This is a genomic window from Streptomyces sp. NPDC057950, from assembly GCF_042887295.1.
In the GTDB taxonomy this organism is placed as follows: Bacteria; Actinomycetota; Actinomycetes; order Streptomycetales; family Streptomycetaceae; genus Streptomyces; species Streptomyces kaempferi.
The window spans coordinates 151,765-177,985 of the sequence record NZ_JBHVPP010000008.1 but is presented as its reverse complement, the minus strand read 5'-3'; the positions used below and the strand labels follow the sequence as shown (position 1 = coordinate 177,985).

Here is a 26,221-nt window from a genome sequence, read left to right as displayed (position 1 = left end):
CCCACCCCACCCGGCCGCGTGGACGCCCCGGCGACCACCGGCCGACCAGCTACTCGTCACCTGGATGGAACTGTGAAGGCTCTCGTGCTCGCGGGGGGATCCGGTACGCGACTGCGGCCGATCACCCACACGTCCAGCAAGCAACTGGTGCCGGTCGCCAACAAACCGATCCTCTTCTACGGCCTCGAAGCCATCGCCGAAGCCGGCATCACCGAGGTCGGCATCATCGTCGGGAACACCGCCGAGGAGATCGAGGCCGCCGTCGGCGACGGCTCCGCCTTCGGCCTGGACGTCACCTACATACCGCAGGGTGACCCCCTCGGCCTCGCCCACGCCGTCCTCATCGCCCGACCCTTCCTCGGCGACGACGACTTCGTCATGTACCTCGGCGACAACTTCGTCCTCGACGGCATCACCGACGTCGTCGACGAGTTCCGCAAGGACCGCTGCGACGCGCAGATCCTGCTCACCCGCGTCCCCGACCCCACCGCCTTCGGCGTCGCCGTCATCGACGACAGCGGCAACGTCGTCGACCTGGAGGAGAAGCCCCAGCACCCCAGGAGCGACCTCGCCGTCGCCGGCGTCTACCTCTTCACCCCCCACATCCACGACGCCGTACGCGCCATCACCCCCTCCCCGCGCGGCGAACTGGAGATCACCGACGCCCTGCGCTGGCTGATCGAACAGCGACTCGACGTGCGCTCCACCGTCATCACCGGGTACTGGAAGGACACCGGCAACGTCAACGACATGCTGGAGGTCAACCGCACCCTCCTGGAACGCCTGGAGACCCGCATCGACGGCCACGTCGACGAGGCCAGCGAGATCATCGGACGCGTCCACATCGAGGCCGGCACCGTGGTCCGCAACTCGCGCATCGTCGGCCCCGCCATCATCGGCGCCGGCAGCGTCATCACCGACTCCTACATCGGCCCCTCCACCTCCGTCGCCGAGAACTGCCGCATCACCGCCAGCGAGATCGAGTTCTCCATCGTGCTGCGCGACTCCTCCTTCGACCGCATCCGCCGCGTCGAGGCCTCCCTCATCGGCCGCAACGTCCAGGTGACCCTCGCCCCACGCCTGCCCGCCGCCCACCGGTTCGTGATCGGTGACCACGGCCGCGTGCAGATCCCGTCATGACCCCCGTACGGCTGCTCGTGGTGACCGCCGTCACCGCGGAACGCGAAGCCGCCGCCCGGGGCCTCGAGCCCGCCGCACCCCCCGCCGAACACGCCCTGCCCGGCTACGTCCTCAGACGCACCGGCGACGGCACCGCCCCCGGCCCGCTGCGCGCCGACCTGCTCGCCGGGGGCGTCGGCCCGGCCTCCGCCGCGGCCGCCACCGGCGCCGCGCTCACCGCCGCCGCCCTGCGCGACGAGCCCTACCACCTCGTCATCGCCGCGGGCATCGGCGGCGGCTTCGCCCCCCAGGCACCCGTCGGCGCCGCCGTCGTCGCCGACCGCATCGTCGCCGCCGACCTCGGCGCCGACTCCCCGGGCGGCTTCCTCCCCGTCGACACCCTCGGCTTCGGCAGGACCACCCACACCTGCCCGCCGCGTCTGGCCACCGCCGTGGCCCGCGCCCTCGGCGCCACCCACGCCCCCGTCCTGACCGTCTCCACCGCCACCGGCACCGCCGCGCGCGCCCGCGTCCTCGCCCACGCCCACCCCGACGCCGGCGCGGAGGCCATGGAGGGCTTCGGCGTCGCCGAAGCGGCGGCCGCGCACGGCACGCCCGTACTGGAGATCCGCACCGTCTCCAACGCCGTCGGCCCCCGCGACCGTTCGGCCTGGCGCATCGGCGAGGCACTCACCGCCCTTCAGGAGGCCTTCTCCGTCCTGCGCACCGTCCTGGAGAAGGGCGATCCACCCCCGTACACCTGAGCGGGTCCGACCGCCGCTTCGCCGTGTCCACGGCCACGTCCCCGGCCTGCGGTGATGATTTCCAAGCGTTTCCCCAGACAACCCGGCCAGGGCCACGGAAACGGTCCACCCCCGGGACATGCTGTCCAAGCCGCACGAGACGCGACCCTTTCTCACCACAACAGCATGGGGGCAGTCCATGACAACTGAAGCTCGGCTTCGGGACTACCTCAAACGACTCACCGTCGATCTTCACGAGACCCGGCTCAAACTGCGCCAGTTGGAGTCCAAGGACGACGAACCCGTCGCCATCGTCGGCATGAGCTGCCGTCTGCCCGGCGGTGTCCGCTCGCCCGAGGACTTCTGGGACCTGCTCGTGTCGGGAGCCGACGCGGTCACCGACTGGCCCGCCGACCGCGGCTGGGACCTCGGCACCGACGCCACCGGCGGCGCCCGCCGCCAGGGCGGCTTCGTCTTCGACGCCGACCGCTTCGACCCCGCCTTCTTCGGCATCTCACCGCGCGAAGCCCTCGCCATGGACCCCCAGCAGCGCCTGCTGCTCGAAGCGACCTGGGAGGCCTTCGAACGCGCGGGCATCGACCCCGCCGCTCTGCGCGGCAGCCGCTGCGGAGTCTTCGTCGGATGCAGCGACCAGGGCTACAGCAGCGGACTGCGGGAGGTCCCCGACGACGTCCGCGGCCACCTGCTGACCGGCACCTCCATGTCCGTCGTCTCCGGCCGCGTCGCCTACACCCTCGGCCTCGAAGGCCCCGCGATCACCGTCGACACCGCCTGCTCCTCCTCCCTCGTCGCTCTCCACCTGGCCGCACAGTCCCTGCGCTCCGGCGAGTGCTCACTCGCCGCCGTCGGCGGCGTGACGGTCATGTCAAGCCCCGGCGCCTTCATCGAGTTCGGCCAGCAGGGCGGCCTCGCCTCCGACGGCCGCTGCAAGGCGTTCTCCGAGGACGCGGACGGCACCGGCTGGGCCGAGGGCGTCGGCGTCGTCGTCGTCGAGCGCCTGTCGGACGCCCGCCGCAACGGCCACCGCGTCCTCGCCGTCGTCCGCGGCTCCGCCGTCAACCAGGACGGCGCCTCCAACGGGCTCACCGCCCCCAACGGCCCCTCCCAGCAGCGCGTCATCCTCGCCGCCCTCGCGAACGCGGGCGTACCCGCCACCGAGATCGACACCGTCGAGGCCCACGGCACGGGCACCGCGCTGGGCGACCCCATCGAGGCCCAGGCCCTGCTCGCCACCTACGGCCAGGGCCGCGAGGCCGACCGCCCCCTCTGGCTCGGCTCGGTGAAGTCCAACATCGGCCACACCCAGGCCGCCGCGGGCGTCGTCGGCGTCATCAAGACGGTCCTGGCGATCCGCCACGGCGTCCTCCCGCCCACCCTCCACGTCGAGAACCCCTCCTCCCACGTCGACTGGAACGCCGGCAACGTCAGGCTCCTGACCGAGTCCGTCGACTGGCCGCGGGCCGACCGGCCCCGCCGCGGCGCCGTGTCCGCCTTCGGAGTCTCCGGAACCAACGCCCACGCCGTCATCGAGCAGGCCCCCGTCACCGAACCGGCCACCGAGGCTCCCGCCCGCGCCGGCCTGCCCCTGCTGCCCTGGGTGCTCTCCGCCCGCGACGAACACACCCTGCGCGAACAGGCCGCACGCCTCAGCGCCCACCTCACCGACCACCCCGACACCGACCTCTACGACCTCGCCTGGTCCCTCGCCGCCACCCGCTCCGCCCTCCCCGAGCGGGCCGCACTCCTCGGCACCGGCCTCACCGACCTGCTCAGCGGCCTCGCCGCCCTCGCCGAAGGCCGCAACGCCGACCGCGTTCTCACCGGCTCGACGAACGGAGACGGCAAGCTCGCCTTCCTCTTCTCCGGCCAGGGCGCGCAACGCCTCGGTATGGGCCGGGAGTTGTATGACTCGTATCCGGTGTTCGCCGAGGCCTTCGACGCGGTGTGCGCGCAGGTGGACGAGGGGTTGCGGGAGGTGGTGTTCGGTGCGGACGCGGATCTGCTGAACGGGACGGGCTGGACGCAGCCCGCGCTGTTCGCGATCGAGGTGGCGTTGTTCCGGCTGGTGGAGTCGTGGGGGATGAGCCCCGACTTCCTGGTGGGCCACTCAGTCGGCGAGCTCGCTGCCGCGCACGTGGCGGGAGTGTTCTCCCTGGAGGACGCGTGCCGTCTGGTGTCGGCGCGTGGTCGTCTGATGCAGGAACTCCCCTCCGGTGGTGCGATGTTCGCGCTGGAGGCCGCCGAGGACGAGGTGCTTCCGCTGCTGACGGAGGGGGTGTCGGTCGCGGCGGTCAACGGCCCTCGCTCGGTGGTGGTCTCCGGTGTCGAGACCGCGGCGGCGGCGGTCGCGCAGGAGACAGCCGCTCTGGGGCGCCGTACTTCGCGTCTGAGGGTCAGTCACGCCTTCCACTCGCCGCTGATGGAGCCGATGCTCGCCGAGTTCCGTGCGGTCGCGGAGAGTGTCACCTACGCGCCGCCCCGCATCGCGGTCGTGTCGAACCTGACCGGACAGGCCGCTGGCGTGGGGGAGTTGGAGTCGGCCGAGTACTGGGTGCGGCACGTGCGGGAGGCCGTACGGTTCGCCGACGGGGTCGGGTGGCTGGCCGCGAACGGTGTCACCCGGTTCGTGGAGCTCGGCCCCGACGGCACCCTCACCGCCCTCGCCCAGACCAGCCTGCCCGACCTCCAGGACACGTTCTTCGCCCCCACGCTCCGCAAGGACCGGGACGAGACCGAGACCCTGACGTCCGCCGTCGGCCTCCTCCACGTCCACGGCCGCACCCCCCAGTGGAACTCCCTCCTCCCCGGCGCCGGACGCGTCGACCTGCCCACCTACGCCTTCCGCCGGGACCGCTACTGGCTCGAACGCTCCTACCGGGCCGACGGCTCCGCCGCACCCACCACCGAAGGCGACCACCGCCACCAGGTGACCTGGCGCCCCGTGACCGGCCTGCCCGCCGAGGCGCGACTGAGCGGCCGCTGGCTGCTCGTCACCCCGGCCGCCCTCGGAGACGACGGCTGGGACGGCGCCCTCACCGAAGCCCTGGCCGCACGCGCCACCGACCTCGTCACCGTGCCCTGCCCCGCCGACGCCGACCGTACGACGCTCGCCGGCCTGCTCACCTCGGCAGCCGCCGGAACCCCGGTCAGCGGCGTCGTCTCGGTCCTGGCCCTGGCCCCGGGAGAGCGCACCGGAACCCCGGAAGGCGTTCTGGCCACCGCCCTCCTCGTCCAGGCGCTCGGTGACACCGACATCACCGCACCCCTGTGGACCCTCACCCGCGAAGCGGTCACCACCGGCCGCGGCGACCTCCCTCCACGCCTCGACCAGGCCGCCGTCTGGGGACTGGGCCGCGTGGCCGCGCTCGAACACCCCGACCGCTGGGGCGGTCTCATCGACCTCCCGCACGAACTCGACCGCCGCACCGCCTCCCGACTGGCCGCCCTGCTCTCCGGCGGCGGCGCCGACGAGGACCAGGCCGCCGTCCGCGCCGCGGGCGTCCTCGCCCGCCGCCTGGTCGAGGTCACGGAGGAACCCGGCACCCCCTGGACCCCCAGCGGCACGGTCCTGGTCACCGGCGGCACCGGCGCGCTCGGCGCCCGGGTCGCCCGCTGGGCCGCCGAACAGGGCGCCGGCCGTCTCGTCCTCACGAGCAGGCGCGGGGCGCAGGCACCCGGCGCCGCCGAACTGGAGGCCGAACTCTCGGCCCTGGGCGCCGAAGTCTCGCTCCTCGCCTGCGACATGACGGACCGTGAGGCCGTACGACAGCTACTGGACGACCACCCGGTCGACGCCGTCGTCCACACCGCCGGAGTCCTCGACGACGGTGTCCTCGACCGGCTCACCCCCGAGCAGTTCGACACGGTCGTACGCTCCAAGGTCGCCGCCGCCCTCCACCTCGACGAACTGACCCACGGGCGCGACCTCTCGGCGTTCGTCCTCTTCTCGTCCTTCGCCGGCACCGTCGGCTCCGCGGGCCAGGCCAACTACGCCGCGGCCAACGCCATGCTGGACGCGCTCGCCGAACGCCGCCGCGCGCGGGGTCTGTCCGCCACGTCCATCGCCTGGGGCCCCTGGGCCGGCGGCGGCATGGCCGCCGACACCTCCGCCGAGGACCGCCAGCGCCGCGGAGGCGTCAACCTGCTGGACCCGGCGACCGGCCTCGACGCCCTCGCCGTCTGCGTCGCCTCCCCGGCCCCGGTCACCTTCGTCGCCGACCTCGACTGGACCCTGTTCGGCCCCGCCTTCACCGCCGTCCGCACCAGCCCGCTCCTCGGCGAACTGTATGCCGCCCCCAGGAACACGGCCGCACAGCCCGCTCCCGCGACCGCCCTGCGCGCACGCCTCACCGGCCTGACCGCACCGGCCCAGCGCGCCGAACTCCTCGACACGGTCCGTACCCGCGCGGCCGCCGTGCTGGGTCACGCCGGGCCGGAAGCGGTTCCGGCCGACCGCGCGTTCCGCGAACTGGGCGTGGACTCGCTCATCGCGGTGGAGCTGCGCAACGTACTGGGCGCGGAGTGCGGGGTACGGCTGCCCGCCACCGTGGTGTTCGACTACCCGACCCCGTCGGCCCTGGCCGACTTCCTCCACGGCGAACTGAGCGGTGTCGTCGCGGAAACACCGGGCGCGTCCGCCGCGACCGGGACCGAGGTGTCCGCCGACCCGATCGTGATCGTCGCAATGGCCTGCCGCTTCCCGGGCGGAGTCGACTCCCCGGAAACACTGTGGGACCTGCTGTCCGAAGAACGCGACGGCATCGCCGACTTCCCCCGCAACCGGGGCTGGGACCTCGACGCCCTCAACGCACCCGACGGCCCCTACACCAGCCACACCCACCGCGGCGGGTTCCTGGGCGACGTCGGCTCGTTCGACGCGGGCTTCTTCGGGATCTCGCCCCGTGAGGCGCTCGCCATGGACCCGCAGCAGCGCCTGCTGCTGGAGACGTCGTGGGAGGCGGTGGAGCGGGCCGGAATCGACCCGCGTCTGCTGCGCGGCTCCCGGACCGGCGTGTTCGCGGGAACGAACGGCCAGGACTACCCGGCACTCCTCGCCTCCTCGGGCGGTGACTTCGGTGGCTACGTCGGCACCGGCAACGCGGCGAGCGTCTTCTCCGGCCGGGTCTCCTACGTCCTCGGCCTCGAAGGGCCCGCGGTCACCGTCGACACGGCCTGCTCGTCGTCGCTGGTCGCCCTGCACCTCGCCGCCCAGGCCCTGCGGTCGGGGGAGTGCGACCTCGCACTCGCCGGCGGCGTGACGGTGATGTCCACCCCCGGCGCGTTCATCGAGTTCAGCCGCCAGGGTGGCCTCGCCGCCGACGGCCTGTGCAAGGCGTTCGCGGAGGGTGCGGACGGTACGGGCTGGGGCGAGGGTGTCGGCGTCCTGCTCGTGGAGCGACTCTCGGACGCGCGCGCCAATGGTCATCCGGTGCTGGCGGTGGTGCGGGGTTCGGCGGTGAACCAGGACGGTGCGTCGAACGGTCTGACCGCGCCGAACGGTCCCTCGCAGCAGCGGGTGATCCGGGCCGCGCTCGCGAGTGCGGGTCTGTCGGCGTCGGACGTGGACGCGGTGGAGGCGCACGGTACGGGTACCTCGCTGGGCGACCCGATCGAGGCCCACGCCCTGCTCGCGACCTATGGCAAGGGCCGTGACGCCGAACGGCCGTTGTGGCTCGGCTCGGTGAAGTCGAACATCGGTCACACGCAGGCGGCCGCGGGTGTGGCGGGTGTGATCAAGATGGTGGAGGCGATGCGGCACGGCGTGCTGCCCGCCACCCTCCACGTCGACGCACCCTCGTCGCACGTCGACTGGGAAGCCGGTGAGGTCAGGCTGCTGGCCGGGGCGGTGGACTGGCCGGAGACGGACCGTCCGCGCCGGGCGGGTGTCTCCTCGTTCGGATTGAGTGGCACGAACGCGCACGTGGTGCTGGAACAGGCGGAGACGGCCGTCGAGGAGACGGACACCGCGATCCTCCCGGCGCTGCCCGTCACCCCGTGGGTGGTGTCCGGGCAGAGCCCCACCGCCCTGCGTGCTCAGGCCACCAGGCTGCTGGCTCATGTGCAGGCCCATCCCGACCTGGACCCCGCCGATGTGGGTCTGTCGCTGGTCAGGACCCGTTCGACGTTCGAGCACCGTGCGGTGGTGCGGGGCACGGACCGTGAGGAATTCCTCGCGGGTCTCGCCGCCGTCGCCCGCGACGAGAGCGTGCCGGGTGTGGTCCAGGGCGTCGCGACCGAAGGCAAGCTCGCCTTCCTCGTCTCCGGCCAGGGCGCGCAACGCCTCGGTATGGGGCGGGAGTTGTATGACTCGTATCCGGTGTTCGCCGAGGCCTTCGACGCGGTGTGCGCGCACGTGGACGAGGGGTTGCGGGAGGTGGTGTTCGGTGCGGACGCCGACCTGCTGAACGAGACGGGCTGGACCCAGCCCGCACTGTTCGCGATCGAGGTCGCGCTGTTCCGGCTGGTGGAGTCGTGGGGTGTGCGGCCCGACTTCCTGATGGGCCACTCAGTCGGCGAGCTGGCTGCCGCGCACGTGGCGGGAGTGTTCTCGCTGGAGGACGCGTGCCGTCTGGTGTCGGCGCGTGGTCGTCTGATGCAGGAACTCCCTTCCGGTGGGGCGATGTTCGCGCTGGAGGCGTCCGAGGACGAGGTCCTGCCGCTGCTGGAGGGCCGGGAGGCGGAGGTGTCCGTCGCCGCGGTCAACGGGCCCCGCTCGGTGGTGATCTCCGGCGTCGAAGCGGTCGCGGAGGCCGTCGCGGGGGAGATAGCCGCCCTGGGCCGCCGTACCTCCCGTCTGCGTGTCTCGCACGCCTTCCACTCGCCGTTGATGGAGCCGATGCTCGCGGAGTTCCGCACGGTCGCGGAGAGCGTGACCTACGCACCGCCCCGTATGGCGGTCGTCTCGAACGTGACCGGACAGGCCGCCGGCGTGGGGGAGTTGGAGTCGGCCGAGTACTGGGTGCGGCATGTGCGTGAGGCCGTGCGGTTCGCGGACGGGGTGCGCACGCTGGCGGAGCGCGGTGTCACCCGGTTCGTGGAGCTCGGCCCGGACGGCACCCTCACCGCCCTCGCCCAGTCCAGCGTCACCGGCGACGAGGACATGCTGTTCGCGTCCGTCCTGCGCAAGGACCGCCCCGAGACGGACACCGTCATGGCGGCGGTGTCGCGGGCGTTCGCACACGGTGCCGCCGTCGACTGGCCCGCACTGCTGGCCGGCGCACGGCCGGTCGAACTGCCCACCTACGCCTTCCAGCACGAGTGGTTCTGGCCCGAGCCCGCCGCTGCCGCCGGACCCGTGGCGGCCGACCCGCTGGACGCGAGCTTCTGGGCGGCCGTGGAACGCGGCGACGCCCACGACCTCGCCGGGGTCCTGGGCGTGGACGAGGCCGAACTCGACGCCGTCGTACCGGCCTTGTCCGCCTGGCGGCGCGGTGCGGCCGAGCGCTCACGCGTGGACGGCTGGCGCTACCGCGTCGAATGGCAGCCGGTCACCCCTCCCACCGCGACCGACACCGGCCGCCGGCTCCTGCTCCAGCACGCCGGCGAGGACACGCTCGCGGGGATCGAGGAGTTCCTCCCCGGTGTGGAGCGGGTGACGTACGACCCGCACGCGGACCGTGCGGCGCTGGCCGACGTCCTGTCCGTCCTGTCCGACACCGCCGAACCGATCGCGGGCGTCCTGGCGTCCCCGGCCGACACCGCCGCCCTGCTGACGCTCGTCCAGGCGCTGGGTGACGCGGGCGTGAGCGCGCCGCTGTGGCAGCTCACCCACGGCGCCGTCACCGTGGGCACCCCGTCCGAAGGTGTCGTCGACCCGGCGCAGGCCGCCCTGTGGGGTTTCGGCCGGGTCGCCGCCCTGGAGCACCCCGACCGGTGGGGCGGCCTCGTCGACCTGCCGGCCCGCCCCGACCGCCGCGCCCTGGCCGCGCTGGCCGCCGTCCTCGCCGACGGCGCCGAGGACCAGGTCGCCGTCCGAGGCGCCGCCGCCTTCGCCCGACGCCTCACCCACGCCGCCGCCCCGGCCGACGCGGGCGGCGGATGGAACGCACCCCGCCGGGTGCTGCTGACCGGCGGCACCGGAGCACTCGGCGCGCGGGTGGCCCGGTGGCTGGTGGGGCGGGGTGCGAGTGAGCTCGTCCTCACCAGCCGTCGCGGAACCGACGCCCCGGGCGCGGCCGAACTCGTCGGTGAGTTGGAGGTGTTGGGTGCGCGGGTCGTGGTGGAGGCGTGCGACACGGCTGACGCTGAGGCGGTCGCGAGCCTGTTGTCCCGGCATCCGGTCGACGCGGTGTTCCATGCCGCGGGTGTGCTGGACGACGATCTGATCGACCGGCTGACTCCGGAGCGGGTCGCCGCGGTGCTGGCCGCGAAGGCGGTGGGTGCCGGTCATCTCGACGCGTTGAGCCGGGACTTGGACCTGTCGGCGTTCGTGGTGTTCTCCTCGATCGCGGGTGTGTGGGGCAGTGGTGGCCAGTCGGCGTACGCCGCGGCCAACGCCCACCTCGACGCCCTCGTCGAGCGGCGCAGGGCCCGGGGTCTTGCCGGCACCGCTGTGGCCTGGGGCCCCTGGGGCGAGAGCGGCATGGCCGCCGACGCCGAGGCCCAGGACCTGCTGCGCCGCCGCGGACTGCGGCCGCTGGAGCCCGACGCGGGCCTGCGCGCCCTCTCCCGCGCCCTCGAACTCGGCGACACCACCGTGGTCGTGGCCGACGTCGACTGGGACCGCTTCGCTCCCGCGTTCACGACCGGCCGCCCCAGCCCCCTGCTGTCCGCACTGCCGGAGGCATCCGACGCGCTGCGCGGCACCGGCCCGGCCGCGGACACCACGAGCGCGGGCGCCGCCCTGCGCGAACGGCTCGGCCCGCTGCCGGCCGAGGACCGCGACACGGCCCTGCTCGACCTGGTCCGCGAGCGCGCCGCCACCGTGCTCGCCCACACCGACACCGCGGCCGTCGCCCCCGGGCGGACCTTCCGCGAACTGGGCTTCGACTCCCTGACCGCGGTCGAACTGCGCAACGAACTCACCGGCGCCACCGGGGTGCCGCTGCCCTCCACCCTCGTCTTCGACCATCCGACCCCGCTGGCCGTCGCCGCCCGGCTGCGCGACGAACTCTTCGGCACCGGCACCGACACCGGCGACGACACCGCCGCGCGGCCCCCGGCGGCCACCGCCACCGACACCGACCCCGTCGTCATCGTCGGCATGGGCTGCCGTCTGCCGGGCGGCGTGGCCGGGCCCGAGGCGCTGTGGCGGATCGTCTCCGGCGGCCTCGACACCGTCTCCGGATTCCCCGAGGACCGCGGCTGGGACCTGGAGACCCTGCTCGCGGCCAGCGACACCCGCTCGGGCGGCTTCCTGCGGGAGGCCGCCGGCTTCGACGCCCCGTTCTTCGGCATCAGCCCCCGCGAAGCCCTCGCGATCGACCCCCAGCAGCGCCTGATCCTGGAGACGTCCTGGGAGGCGCTGGAGCGCGGCGGCATCGACCCGACCGGCCTCAAGGGCAGCCGGACCGGCGTCTTCGTCGGCGCCGGAAGCTCCGGCTACGGCTCGGGCCTGACCGAGGTCCCCGAAGGCCTCGGCGGACACCTGCTGACCGGCGGCGCCGGAAGCGTCGTCTCCGGCCGCGTCGCGTACACGCTCGGTCTCGAAGGCCCCGCGGTCACCGTCGACACCGCCTGCTCCTCCTCGCTCGTCGCCCTGCACCTGGCCGTGCAGTCCCTGCGCACCGGTGAGTGCGACCTCGCCCTGGCCGGCGGCGTCACCGTCATGGCGAACCCGGGCGCCTTCGTCGAGTTCAGCCTCCAAGGAGGTCTGGCACCCGACGGACGCTGCAAGGCGTTCGCCGACGGCGCCGACGGAACGGGCTGGTCCGAAGGTGTCGGCGTCCTCGTCGTCGAGCGGCTGTCCGACGCCCGCCGCAACGGCCACCGCGTCCTCGCCGTCGTCCGCGGCACCGCCGTCAACCAGGACGGCGCCTCCAACGGACTGACCGCGCCGAACGGCCCCGCCCAGCAGCGGGTCATCCGCGCCGCCCTCGCCTCCGCGGGCCTCACCCCGGCCGACGTCGACGCCGTCGAGGCGCACGGCACCGGCACCGTCCTCGGCGACCCCATCGAGGCGCAGGCACTGCTCGCCACGTACGGGCAGAACCGGCCCGCGGACCGGCCGCTGTGGCTGGGCTCGGTCAAGTCGAACATCGGCCACACCCAGGCCGCCGCCGGCGCCGCCGGCATCATCAAGATGGTCCTCGCCCTCGACGAGGGCGTCCTCCCGCGGACCCTGCACGCCGACGCGCCCTCCTCACGCGTCGACTGGAGCACGGGCGACGTCCGGCTCCTGACCGAACAGCGGCAGTGGCCCGACACCGGCCGCCCGCGCCGCGCCGGTGTCTCCGCGTTCGGCGTGTCCGGCACCAACGCCCACGTCGTGATCGAGCAGGCCCCGCACCCGCCGGCCGCCCCCGCCGCACCCGCCCGCGGGCCCGCCGCCGAAACGGTGACCCCGTGGATCGTGTCGGGCCGCAGCGCCGCCGCCCTGCGCGAACAGGCCGCACGCCTGCTGGCCCACGTCGAGGAGCACCCCGCACTCGACACCGCCGACATCGCCCACGCACTGGTGACGACCCGGCCCGGCTTCGAGCACCGGGCCGTGGTCCGCGGCACCGGACGCACCGGACTCCTGCGCGGCCTCGCCGCCGTCGCCGCGGGCGAACCCTCCCCGGACGCCGTCACCGGCGACACCCTGACCGAGGGAACCACCGCGTTCCTGTTCGCCGGCCAGGGCACCCAGCGGCCGGGCATGGGCCGCGAGCTCTACGACGCCTTCCCCGTCTACGCGGACGCCTTCGACGCCGTGTGCGGCCACTTCGAAGGCCAGTTGGGACAGCCGCTGCGCGAGGTCGTCCTCGGTGACGACGCCGCCCTCCTCGACCGCACCGAGTACGCGCAGCCCGCCCTGTTCGCCGTCGAGGTCGCGCTGTACCGCCTGGTCGAGTCCTGGGGCGTACGGCCCCAGCACCTCCTGGGCCACTCCGTCGGTGAACTGGCCGCCGCCCACGTCGCGGGCGTCCTGACCCTGCCCGACGCGTGCCGGCTGGTCGCCGCCCGGGGCCGGCTCATGCAGGCCCTGCCGGAGGGCGGCGCGATGATCGCGCTGCAGGCCACCGAGGAGGAGGTCCTGCCCCTGCTGGCCGGCCGGGAGGACGAGATCGGCCTCGCCGCCCTCAACGGCCCCCGGTCCGTGGTGGTCGCCGGTGACGAGCCGGCCGTACTCGCCGTGGCCGCGCACTTCGCGGGCGAGGGACGCAAGACCACCCGGCTGCGCGTCAGCCACGCCTTCCACTCACCGCGCATGGAACCGATGCTGGCCGACTTCCGGGCCGTCGCCGAAAGCATCGGCTACGCCGAGCCGCGCATCCCGGTCGTCTCCGACCTCACCGGCAGGCCCGCCGAGGCCGGGGACCTCACCTCGCCCGAGTACTGGGTGCGCCACGTCCGCCAGGCGGTCCGCTTCGCCGACGGCATCGCCTGGCTGGAACGGCACGGCGTGGAGCACTGCCTCGAACTCGGCCCCGACGCCACCCTCACCACCCTCGCCCAGGGCTGCTGGGAGTCCCACGGCCACCTCACCGTGCCCGCGCTGCGCGCCGACCGCCCCGAACCGGCCGTCCTCATCGCCGCCGTGGGCGCCCTGTTCACCCGCGGTGTCCCGGTCGACTGGCAGTCCTGCCTGGACGCGGCCGCCCCCGGCGGCCGGCCCGTACCCCTGCCCACCTACGCCTTCCAGCACCGCACGTTCTGGCTCGACGTACCCACCGGAGCCGGCGACCCGGCCGCGGCCGGACTCCTCGACGCGGACCACCCGCTGCTGACCGCCGTCGTCCCGCCCGCCGAGGGGGCCACCGTCGTCCTGACCGGACGCCTCTCGGCCCACGCGCAGCCCTGGCTCGCCGCCCACCGCGTCAACGGCTCCGTCGTGGTGCCGAGCACCGCCTTCCTCGAACTCGCCCTGCGTGCCGGTGCCCACACCGACTGCGGGCACGTACGCGAACTCGTCCTGGAATCCCCGCTCGTCCTGCCCGAACACGGCCGCGTCCACCTCCAGATCCGGGTCGCGGAACCCGACGCGCTGGGCTCCCGCGTCTTCGGCGTGTACGGCCGGCCCGAGGACCTGAACAACGCGGACAACCTGGCCACGGCCGGCCCCTGGACCCGGCACGCCGGCGGCCTGCTGAGCGCCCGGGAACCCGAACGCGGCGCCGGCATTCCCGAGTTCGACTTCACCGCCTGGCCGCCCCCCGGCGCCGAACCCCTCGACGCCGACGGCGTCTACGAACGGCTCGCCGCCGCGGGACTCGACTACGGGCCCGTCTTCCAGGGCCTGCGGGCCGCCTGGAGCCACGACGAGGACGTGTACGCCGAAGTCGCCCTCCCCGAAGGCGCCGCGCAGGAGGCCGGACGCTTCGACCTGCACCCCGCGCTCCTGGACGCCGCCCTGCACCCGCTCGGCCTGGGCACCTTCGACGGATTCGGCGACGGCCGCGTCCTGTTCTCCCTCGCCGACGCCTCACTCCGGGCCACCGGCGCCACCACCCTGCGCGTCCGCCTCTCCCGCCGCGGCCCCGACACCCTGACCCTGGAAGCCGCCGACGCGATCGGCGAACCCGTCCTCACCATCGCCTCCCTGCTGATGCGGCCCCTCGACCCGCACCACACGAGCACCCCCGCCGCCCCCGCCACCTCCGACCGGCCCGCCCCCGCCCGCACCCGGGCCGTCGCCCGGCGCACCGCGGCCCGCGCCCAGCAGCCCGGCAGCCTGCTGGAGAGGCTGTCGAACCGGCCCCCGGCCGAACGCGCCCGCGTCCTGCTCACCACCGTGCGCACCCAGGTCGCCGACGTCCTCGGCTACGAGGGCCCCACCGACATCGAGCCGGCCCACTCCTTCTCCTCCCTCGGATTCACCTCACTCACCTCCGTCGAACTGCGCGACGCGCTCAGCACCGCGCTCGGCGTGGGCCTCCCGGCCACCCTCGTCTTCGACCACCCCACCCCCCACGCACTCGCCCGGCACCTCGACGCCGACCTGTTCGGCAGCACCGACCACGACGACGACCACACCCGCCGCCCGGCGTCCACCGACGACGACCCGATCGTCATCGTCGGCATGGCCTGCCGCTACCCCGGCGGCGTCCGCAGCCCCGAGGACCTGTGGGACCTCGTCGTGGCCGGTACCGACGGCATCTCCCCGCTGCCCGGCGACCGCAACTGGAGCCCGGAGACCCTCTACCACCCCGACCCCGACCACCCGGGCACCGTCTACACCCGCGAGGGCGGATTCCTCCACGACGCCAGCCGGTTCGACCCCGCGTTCTTCGGCATCAGCCCCCGCGAGGCCCTCGCCATGGACCCCCAGCAGCGCCTGCTGCTGGAGACGTCCTGGGAGGCACTGGAACGCGCCGGCATCGACCCGGCCACCGCACGCGGCAGCCGCACCGGCGTCTTCGCCGGCGTCACCTACCAGGACTACGTCACGATCCTGGCCGCCGCCGACGACAACGTCGAAGGCTACGTCGGCACCGGCAACTCACCCAGCGTGCTGTCCGGCCGCATCGCCTACACCCTCGGCCTCGAAGGCCCCGCGGTGTCCGTCGACACCGCCTGCTCCTCCAGCCTCGTCGCCCTCCACCTCGCCTCCCAGGCACTGCGCCAGGGCGAATGCACCCTCGCGCTCGCCGGCGGCGTGACCGTGATGTCCACCCCCGGCTCCCTCATCGAGTTCAGCCGCCAGCGGGCGCTCGCCCCCGACGGCCGCTGCAAGCCGTTCTCCGCGGACGCCGACGGCGCCAGCTGGGCCGAGGGCGTCGGCATGATCGTCCTCGAACGGCTCTCCGACGCCCGCCGCAACCACCACCCCGTCCTGTCCGTGCTCCGCGGCAGCGCCCTCAACCAGGACGGCGCCTCCAACGGACTGACCGCACCCAGCGGACCCTCCCAGCAGCGCGTCATCCGCCAGGCGCTCGCCGGCGCCGGCCTCACCCCGGCCGAGGTCGACGCGGTCGAGGCGCACGGCACCGGCACCACCCTCGGCGACCCGATCGAGGCCCAGGCGCTCATCGCGGTCTACGGCCAGGACCGGCCCGAGGACCGGCCCCTGTGGCTGGGCTCCCTGAAGTCCAACATCGGCCACAGCCAGGCCGCCGCCGGCGTCGGCGGCATCATCAAGATGGTCATGGCGATCCGCGAGGGCGTCCTGCCACGCACCCTGTACGCCGACAACCCCACCCCGCACGTCGACTGGACCGCCGGCGACGTCCGCCTGCTCGACCGACAGCTCGACTGGCCCGAGACCGGGCGCCCGCGCCGCGCCGGTGTTTCCTCGTTCGGCATGAGCGGCACCAACGCCCACGTCATCGTCGAACAGGCACCCGCCCCCGAAGCGGCCACCGCCCCGCCCGCGACCCCGGACCCCGCGGCCTTCACCGGCGCCCTGCCCCTCGTACCGACCCTGCTGTCCGGCCGCACCGAGGCCGCCCTGCGCAGCCAGGCCGCACGCCTGCGCACCCACCTGCTCGCCCGCCCCGACACCCCGCTCACCGACCTCGCCTACTCCCAGGCCACCACCCGCTCGGCCTTCGAACACCGGGCGGCCGTCCTCGCCACCGGCCGCGACACCCTCGACGAGGCGCTCGCCGCCCTCGCCGCCGGCGCCCCCGTCACCGGACCCGGCGTCGTCTCCGGCACCGCGCCCACCGCCGCCGACCCCGTCCTGGTCTTCCCCGGACAGGGCGCGCAGTGGACCGGCATGGCACGCGAACTCCTCACCGAATCACCCCTGTTCGCCGCACTCGTCGCCGACTGCGAACGCGCGCTCGCCCCCCACATCGACTGGTCCCTGACCGCGGTCCTGCGCGGCGACGAGGACGCGGCCGACATCGGCCGGGTCGACGTCGTCCAGCCCGCCCTGTGGGCCGTCATGGTCGGCCTCGCCGGCCTGTGGCGCTCCCTCGGCATCACCCCCGCGGCCGTCGTCGGCCACTCGCAGGGCGAGATCGCCGCCGCCTGCGTCGCCGGGGCCCTGTCCCTCGACGACGGCGCCCGGATCGTCGCCCTGCGCAGCCGGGCCATCGTCGCCATCGCCGGCACCGGCGGCATGATGTCCGTGCCGCTGAGCGCCGACGAGACCCGCGCCCGGATGAGCCCGTGGGCCGACCGCCTCGCCGTCGCCGCCGTCAACGGACCGGCCTCGGTGGTGGTGTCCGGCGAAGCCGCCGCGCTCGACGAACTGTTCACCGCCCTCACCGAGGACGGCGTACGCGCCCGCAAGGTCGCCGTCGACTACGGCTCCCACTCGCCGCAGGTCGAACCCATCCGCGCGACCGTGCTCGACGCCCTCGCCGGCATCGAACCGCGGGACGCCGGGATCCCCTTCCGCTCGTCCCTCACCGGCCAGTGGCAGGACACCACCACCCTCGACCCCGAGTACTGGTACACCAACCTGCGCGAGACCGTCCGCTTCGAGGACGCCGTCCGCGGCCTGATCGCCGAAGGCCACCGCACCTTCATCGAGGTCAGCCCGCACCCCGTGCTCGCCGTCGGCCTGCGCGAGACCCTGGAGGACGCCGGCGTCGAAGGCGCCGCGCTCGGCTCCCTGCGCCGCGACAAGGGCGGCCTCGGCCAGTTCCTCACCTCCGTCGCCGAGGCCCACGTCAACGGCGTCACCCTCGACTGGACGGCCGTGTTCACCGCCACCGGCGCCCACCGCGTCGACGTACCCACCTACCCCTTCCAGCAGCAGCGGTACTGGCCCCACGTCCCGGAGCAGGACACCTCCGCCTCCTCCGACACCGCCGCCGCGGACACGGTGGAGTCCCGCTTCTGGGAGACCGTCGACCAGGGAGACCCGGAAGCCCTCGCCGACGCCCTCGACCTGCCCGCCGACGCACCGCTGAGCGCCTTCCTGCCGGCCCTGTCCACCTGGCGCCGCACCAGCCGCGAACGCTCCACCACGGACTCCTGGCGCTACGGCGTCGGATGGTCCCCGCTGACCGACAACGCCGCCGGCGCCCTGTCCGGCACCTGGCTCCTCGTCGCCCCCGCCGGACCGGACGGCACCCACGACGCCCTCGTCGCCGACGCCCACCGCGCCCTGACCGGCGGCGGCGCCCGCGACACCCGCCTGGTCACCGTCCCCGACGGAGGCACCGACCGCACCGACCTCGCCGCCCTCCTGACGGCCGCCCTCACCACCGACGACGCCACCCCCGCCGTGACGGGCGTCCTGTCCCTGCTCGCCCTCGACGAACGCCCCCACCCCGACCACCCGGCGCTCCCGCACGGCCTCGCCGGCACCGTCGCCCTCCTCCAGGCCCTCGGCGACACCGGCACCGACGCCCCGCTGTGGTGCGCCACCCGCGGCGCCGTCGCCGTCGGCCCCTCCGAGACCGTCACCAGCCCCGCCCAGGCGCTCGTCTGGGGCCTCGGCAGGGTCGCCGCCCTGGAACACTCCGAACGCTGGGGCGGCCTCGTCGACCTGCCCGCCGCACTCGACGGCCGGGCCGGCACCCGCCTGTGCGCCGTCCTCGCCGCCCCCGGCGACGAGGACCAGATCGCGATCCGGCCCTCCGGCTCCTTCGGACGCCGCCTGGTCCACGCCGCCGCCCCCCTCGCCGACACCCCGGCCTGGCACCCGCGCGGCACCGTCCTGGTCACCGGCGGCACCGGCGCCCTCGGCGGCCACATCGCCCGCTGGCTCGTCGCACGCGGCGCCACCCACCTGATCCTCGCCGGACGGCGCGGCGCCGACGCCCCCGGCGCGACCGCACTGCGCGACGAACTCACCGCGCGCGGCGCCGACATCACCCTCGCCGCCTGCGACGTCGCCGACCGGGACGCCCTGGACGACCTGCTCCGCTCGATCCCCGCCGACCGCCCGCTGGACGCCGTGTTCCACGCCGCCGGCTCCCTCGACGACACCGTCGTCGACTCCCTGACACCCGACCGCATGGACCCCGTCCTGCGCGGCAAGGCCACCGCCGCCCGGCACCTCCACGAACTCACCCGGGACCTGGACCTGTCGGCCTTCGTCCTGTTCTCCTCCTCCTCCGGCGTCCTCGGCGGCGCGGGCCTGGGCAACTACGCCCCCGGCAACGCCTACCTCGACGCCCTCGCCCAGCACCGGCGCTCCCAGGGCCTGCCCGCCACCGCCATCGCCTGGGGCCTGTGGGCCGACGGCGGCATGGTCGGCGACGCCGCGGGCGACCGCATGCGCCGCTACGGCGTCCACCCCATGGACACCAAGTCCGCCTGCGACGCACTGGGCCGGGCCCTGGACGCCGACGACACCACCGTCGTCGTCACCGACCTGCGCTGGGACACCTACGCGCTCGCCTTCACCGGACCGCGCCCCAGCCACCTCCTCGACGAACTGCCCACCGCCCGCCGCGCCCTGGACGCCGCCCGCACCCAGCAGGCCGAGGGCCCCGCCGCGGACGCCTCCTCCCTCCGGGCCCACCTGGCCCGACTGCCCGCCTACGACCGGGCCGGCGCCGTCCTCGACGTCGTCCGCTCCTACGTCGCGGGCGTCCTCGGCTACCCGTCCGCCGAGGCCGTCGAACCGGGCCGCCCCTTCACCGACCTCGGCATCGACTCCCTCAGCGCCGTCGAACTGCGCAACGGCATGAACCGCATCACCGGCCTGCGCCTGCCGGCCACCCTCGTCTTCGACCACCCCAACTGCGACGCCCTCGCCGGCCACCTCCTGACCGAGCTGGCCGGCACCGAACAGCCCGACACCGCGGCGCCCGCACCGACGACGGCGCCGCGCGACGACGAGCCGATCGCGGTCGTCGCCATGGGCTGCCGCTTCCCCGGCGACGTCAGCACCCCCGAACAGCTGTGGGCCATGCTGCTCGGCGGTCAAGAGGGGCTCGTGCCCTTCCCCGAGGACCGGGGCTGGGACCTCGACGCGCTCTACGACCCCGAGCCCGGAAAGCCCGGCAGCGTCTACACCCGCACCGGCGGCTTCCTGAACGACGCCAGCGGCTTCGACCCCGCGTTCTTCAACATCTCCCCGCGCGAGGCCGTCGCCATGGACCCCCAGCAGCGCCTGCTGCTGGAGATGACGTGGGAGACGTTCGAGCGGGCGGGCATCGACCCCAGGACTCTGAAGGGCAGCCGCACCGGCGTCTTCGCCGGCACCAACGGCCAGGACTACACCGGCATGCTGGCCGCCTCCCGGGAGGACTTCGAGGGCTACATGCTGACCGGCAACGCCGCCAGCGTCGTCTCCGGCCGGCTCTCCTACACCTTCGGCCTGGAGGGCCCGGCGGTCACCGTCGACACCGCCTGCTCGGCCTCCCTCGTCGCCCTGCACCTGGCCGTGCGCTCACTGCGCTCCGGCGAGTGCGACCTCGCCCTCGCCGGCGGCGTCACCGTGATGGCCTCACCCGGCCTGTTCGTGGACTTCAGCCGCCAGCGCGGCCTGTCGCAGGACGGCCGCTGCAAGGCGTTCGCGGACGCCGCCGACGGCACCGGCTTCTCCGAGGGCGGCGGCATGCTCCTGGTGGAGCGGCTGTCCGACGCCCGCCGCAACAACCACCCCGTCCTCGCCGTCGTCCGCGGCTCCGCCGTCAACCAGGACGGCGCCTCCAACGGCCTGAGCGCCCCCAACGGCCCCGCCCAGCAGCGCGTGATCCGCGCGGCGCTCGCCGACGCGGGGGTCACGGCCACCGAGGTCGACGCCGTCGAGGCGCACGGCACCGGCACCACCCTCGGCGACCCCATCGAGGCCCAGGCCGTCCTCGCCACCTACGGCCAGGACCGCGAGCCCGGACAGCCGCTGTGGCTCGGCTCGGTCAAGTCCAACATCGGCCACACCCAGGCCGGTGCCGGCGTCGCCGGGATCATCAAGATGGTCCTGGCCCTGAACAACGGCGTCCTGCCCGCCACCCTCCACGTCGACCGGCCCTCCACCCACGTCGACTGGACGGAGGGCGACGTCCGGCTGCTGACCGAGGCCGTCGACTGGCCCGAGGCGGACCGCCCCCGCCGCGCCGGTGTCTCCTCCTTCGGCATCAGCGGCACCAACGCCCACGTCATCCTCGAAGCCGCCACCGACGAGGAGCCCGCCCCCACCGCCACCGAACCGGCCCCCGCCGGCGGCGCGGTGCCGTGGATCGTGACCGCCCGCAGCCGCACCGCCCTGCGGGCCCAGGCGGACCGCCTCCTCACCCACCTCACCGACCGGCCGGAGACGGACCCCGCCGACGTGGGCCTGTCCCTGGCGGCACACCGCTCGGTCTTCGAACACCGCGCGGTCGTCCTCGGCGAGGACCACGACACCCTCCTCCAAGGCCTGCGCTCACTGGCCGACGACGAGCCCAACCCCGCCACCGTGACCGGCTCCGCCCGCGGCGAGGGCAAACTCGCCTTCCTCTTCTCCGGCCAGGGCGCGCAACGCCTCGGTATGGGCCGGGAGTTGTACGAGTCGTTCCCGGTGTTCGCCGAAGCCTTCGACGCGGTGTGCGCGCACGTGGACGAGGGGCTGCGGGAGGTCGTGTTCGGTGCGGACGCCGACCTGCTGAACGAGACGGGCTGGACGCAGCCCGCGCTGTTCGCGATCGAGGTCGCGCTGTTCCGGCTGGTGGAGTCGTGGGGGATGAGCCCCGACTTCCTTGTCGGTCATTCGGTGGGCGAACTCGCCGCCGCGCACGTGGCCGGAGTGTTCTCCCTGGAAGACGCGTGCCGTCTGGTGTCGGCGCGTGGCCGTCTGATGCAGCAACTCCCCTCCGGTGGCGCGATGTTCGCGCTGGAGGCCGCCGAGGACGAAGTCCTGCCGCTGCTGACGGACGGGGTGTCGATCGCCGCGGTCAACGGGCCCCGCTCGGTGGTGATCTCCGGCGTCGAAGCGGTCGCGGAGACCATCGCGCAGGAGATATCCGCCCAGGGCCGCCGTACCTCCCGCCTGCGGGTCTCGCACGCCTTCCACTCGCCGCTGATGGAACCCATGCTGGCCGAGTTCCGTACGGTCGCCGAGAGCGTGACCTACGCACCGCCCCGTATGGCGGTCGTGTCGAACGTGACCGGACAGGCCGCCGGCGTGGGGGAGTTGGAGTCGGCCGAGTACTGGGTGCGGCATGTGCGGGAGGCCGTGCGGTTCGCCGACGGGATCACGTGGCTCGAAGGACGCGGCGTACGCCGGTTCGTGGAGCTCGGCCCGGACGGCACCCTCACCGCCCTCGCCCAGTCCAGCGTCACCGGCGACGAGGACACGCTGTTCACGTCCGTCCTGCGCAAGGACCGCCCCGAGCGCGAAGCACTGCTCCTCGGCCTGGCCCAGGCGTTCGCCAAGGGCGTCGGCATCGAATGGGCCCACGTCTTCGACGCCACCGGCGCACAGACCACACCCCTGCCGACATACGCCTTCCAGCGGCAGCGGTTCTGGCCCGGACCGCCCGTTCTGCTCGGCGACGTCGGCTCGGCGGGCCTGGACTCCGCCGCGCACCCGCTGCTCGGTGCCGCGGTCGAACTGGCCGGAGGCGACGCCCGCCTCTTCACCGGACGCCTGTCGCTGCGCGGCCAGACCTGGCTCGCGGACCACGCCCTCACCAGCACCGCCCTGTTCCCGGCCACCGGCTTCCTCGACCTGGCCCTGCACGCCGCCGAACACGTCGGCTGCGACCGGGTGGAGGAACTGACCATCCTCACCCCGCTCACCCTCCCCGACAGCGGCGCCCTGCACGTACAACTGCACGTGGAGGCCGCCGACGCGAACGGCGCCCGCACCCTCACCGTGCACTCCCGCACCGAGGACGCCGCCCCCGAGACGCCGTGGACGCTGCACGCCTCCGGCCTGCTCACCGCCGACGCCGCGACCACACCCGAAGCCCCCTACGACTTCACCGCATGGCCGCCGCGGGACGCCGACGAAGTACCCCTCGACGGCTTCTACGAGCGGTTCGCCGAACGGGGCCACCTGTACGGGCCGCTCTTCCAGGGCCTGAGGTCGGTGTGGACACGCGGCGAGGAGGTGTTCGCCGAGGTCGCGCTGCCCGAGGACGCCGACCCGTCCGCCGACGCGTTCGACCTGCACCCGGCACTGCTCGACGCCGCCCTGCACGCCGTGATGTTCGTGCCCATGAAGGACGCGGGCCGGCTGCCGTTCTCCTGGAACGACGTCCGCCTGGAGGCCGCCGGCGCCGACGCCCTGCGGGTGCGCATGGTCCAGACGGGCCCGGAGTCGATCGGCCTGGCCCTCGCCGACACCACGGGACGCCCGGTCGCCACCGTCGGCTCACTCACCCTGCGCGAACTCACCGGAGACCTCGCGGGCGCCACCATCGGCGCACCGCGCCAGGAAGGCCTGTACGAACTGGACTGGGCGCCGGTATCCGCGAGCACCCGGACGCCCGACACCGACTGGATTCTCGTCGGCGGCACTGAAGCCCGGCCACTGGCCGCCGAACTGGAACGGACCGGCGCACCGGTGCGGGCCTTCCCCGACCTGACCGCGCTCGCCGCCTCGGACCTCCAGATCCCCGAGACCGTCCTGCTGGTCCTGCCCGACACCGACCCCGACACCGACACCGACACCGACACCGACACCGATGCCGGTGGTCTGGCCGGTGCCGCACGCGCCACCGCGCACACCACACTGCGGCTCGTACAGCAGTGGCTCGACGAACCCCGCTTCGCCCACGCCCGGCTCGCCGTCGTCACCCGCGACGCCATGCGCGTCGGAACCCGGCCCGCCGACCCGGCCCGCGCCACCGCCTGGGGACTGGTCCGCTCGGCCCGCTCCGAGAACCCCGGCCGTTTCGTCCTCGCCGACCTCGACACCGCCCCCGCCTCGGCGGCCGCGCTGCCCGCAGCCCTCGCCACCGGCCACCTCGAACTGGCCGTCAGGGAAGGGGCGGTGACCACACCGAAGATCATTCCCCTCGCCGTGCAGCGCGCGCTCACCGAGCCCGCCGACACGGCCGCCTGGCGGCTCGCCGTCGAGGAACGCGGAACCCTGGAGAGCCTGAAGCTCACCGCGTGCCCCGAGGTGACAGGACCCCTCGCACCGCGCGAGGTCCGCATCTCGATGCGCGCCGCGGGCGTCAACTTCCGCGACGTCCTCACCGCGCTCGGCATGTATCCCGGCGACGCCACGGCGATCGGCCTGGAAGGCGCCGGCGTGGTCACCGAGACCGGCGCCGACGTCACCTCACTCGCCGTCGGCGACCGCGTGATGGGCATGTTCGCCGGAGCCTTCGGTCCCGTCGCCGTCGCCGACGAACGGATGGTCGCCGCCATCCCGCGCGGCTGGACCTTCGCCCAGGCCGCCACCGCGCCCATCGTCTACCTGACCGCCTACTACGGCCTCGTCGACCTCGGCGGGCTGCGCCCCGGCCAGTCCGTGCTCGTGCACGCCGCCGCCGGGGGAGTGGGCACGGCCGCCGCACGGCTCGCCCGCCACCTGGGCGCCGAGGTGTTCGGCACCGCGAGCCCCGGCAAGTGGGACGCGCTGCGCGCCGCGGGCCTCGACGACGCCCACCTCGCCTCCTCCCGCGACCTCGGCTTCGAGAAACTGTTCCTGGAGACCACCGAGGGCCGCGGTGTGGACGTCGTACTCGACTCGCTGGCACGCGAGTTCGTCGACGCCTCCCTGCGGCTGCTGCCGCGCGGCGGACACTTCCTGGAGATGGGCAAGACCGACGTCCGCGACCCGCGGCAGGTCGCCGAGGACCACCCGGGCGTCGCCTACCGGGCCTTCGACCTCGTCGAGGCCGGCCCCGACCGCATCGGGGAGATGCTGCGCGAACTGGTCACCCTCTTCGAGGAAGGGGTGCTGCCGCCGCTGCCGATGACCACGTTCGACGTACGCCGGGCCCCCGACGCGTTCCGCTTCCTCAGCCAGGCACGCCACATCGGCAAGGTCGTCCTGACCCTGCCCACCGCCCCCGACCCCGACGGCACGGTCCTGCTCACCGGCGGCACCGGCGGACTGGGCCGGATCACGGCCCGCCACCTGGTCACCCACCACGGCCTGCGCCATCTCGTCCTGGCCGGCCGGCAGGGACCCGACGCGCCCGGCGCCGCCGAACTGCGCGAGGAACTGACCGCCCTGGGAGCCGACGTCGCCATCGTCGCCTGCGACACCGGCGACCGCGCCGCGCTGGCCGACCTCCTCGCCTCACTGCCCCCGGCCCACCCGCTGACCGCGGTGATCCACACCGCGGGCGTCCTCGCCGACGGCGTCATCTCCTCGATGACACCGGAACGCATCGACCGGTCGATGCGGCCCAAGGCCGACGCCGTGACCAACCTGCACGAACTCACCCGCGACCTCGACCTCGCACGGTTCGTGGTCTTCTCGTCCGTGGCCGGCACCTTCGGCGGCGCCGGACAGGCCAACTACTCGGCCGCCAACGCCTTCCTGGACGCCCTCGCCCACCACCGCCGCGACCTGGGCCTGCCGGCCACCTCCCTCGCCTGGGGCACCTGGCTGCCCGACGCGGGCATGACCGGCGAACTCGGCCAGGCCGACCGCGAACGCCACGCCAGGACCGGCATGGTCCCGCTCGGCGCCGAACTGGGCATGCGCCTGCTCGACGCCGGCCCCGCCACCGACCGCGCGGTGCTGCTGCCCATGGACCTCGACCACGCCTCCCTGCGCGAACACGCCGACGTGCTGCCCCCGCTGCTGCGCGCCATGGTCAAAACACCCGCCCGGCGCCGGGCCGAGACGTCCGCCACCGCGGCCGGCGGCACCCGGACCCTCGCGGAGCGGCTGGCCCCGCTGCCGGCCGCCGACCGCGAACAGCTGCTCCTCGACGCGGTCGCCGAACAGGCCGCGGCCGTCCTCGGCCACTCCTCGGCCGCCGAGATCGAACCCGAGCAGTCCTTCAAGGAACTCGGCTTCGACTCACTGACCGCGGTCGAACTGCGCAACCGCCTCAACGCCGTCACCGGCCTGCGGCTGTCGGCGACCCTCGTCTTCGACTACCCGACCCCCGCCGTCCAGGTCCGCCACCTGCTGACCCAGCTCGACCTGCCCGACCCGCCCGGCGGCGCGCAGGCCCTGCTGGGCGAACTGGACCGCCTGGACGCCGCGTTGAACGGCACCGACGTGGACGACACCGAGGTCCGCTCCCGCGTCACCGACCGGCTGCGGGACCTGCTGGCCCGCTGGTCGGGCGCGCCCGTGACGGTCACCGGGACCGAGGAACCGGACGCCGGGGACGGCGAACTGGAATCGGTCGAGACCGCCGACGATCTGTTCGACCTCATCGACAGGGAGCTGGGAACGACGTGACAACGGCAGCGGACGCCCGCACAGCGGCGGCACCCGCCGCCGC

3 protein-coding genes are annotated in these 26,221 nt (G+C 74.3%); all 3 read left to right on the top strand.

What is annotated here, in order from left to right; translation table 11 throughout:
• Positions 1 to 72 precede the first annotated feature (72 nt).
• The 3 genes from ACFVTC_RS15925 (at position 73) to ACFVTC_RS15915 (ending at position 26,178) form a co-directional block, all read left to right on the top strand.
• Positions 73 to 1,140 (top strand): glucose-1-phosphate thymidylyltransferase, encoded by a 1,068-nt coding sequence (locus tag ACFVTC_RS15925; protein WP_390127234.1) that lies wholly within the window; start codon positions 73 to 75, stop codon positions 1,138 to 1,140.
• Positions 1,137 to 1,883 carry a futalosine hydrolase gene (locus ACFVTC_RS15920; protein ID WP_390127233.1) on the top strand — a complete coding sequence of 249 codons (747 nt, stop codon included), beginning with the start codon at positions 1,137 to 1,139 and terminating at the stop codon, positions 1,881 to 1,883. The genes ACFVTC_RS15925 and ACFVTC_RS15920 overlap by 4 nt, the downstream gene beginning before the upstream one ends.
• A gap of 178 nt (positions 1,884 to 2,061) precedes the next feature.
• Positions 2,062 to 26,178 (top strand): type I polyketide synthase, encoded by a 24,117-nt coding sequence (locus tag ACFVTC_RS15915; protein ID WP_390127231.1) that lies wholly within the window; start codon positions 2,062 to 2,064, stop codon positions 26,176 to 26,178.
• Positions 26,179 to 26,221: the final 43 nt, after the last annotated feature.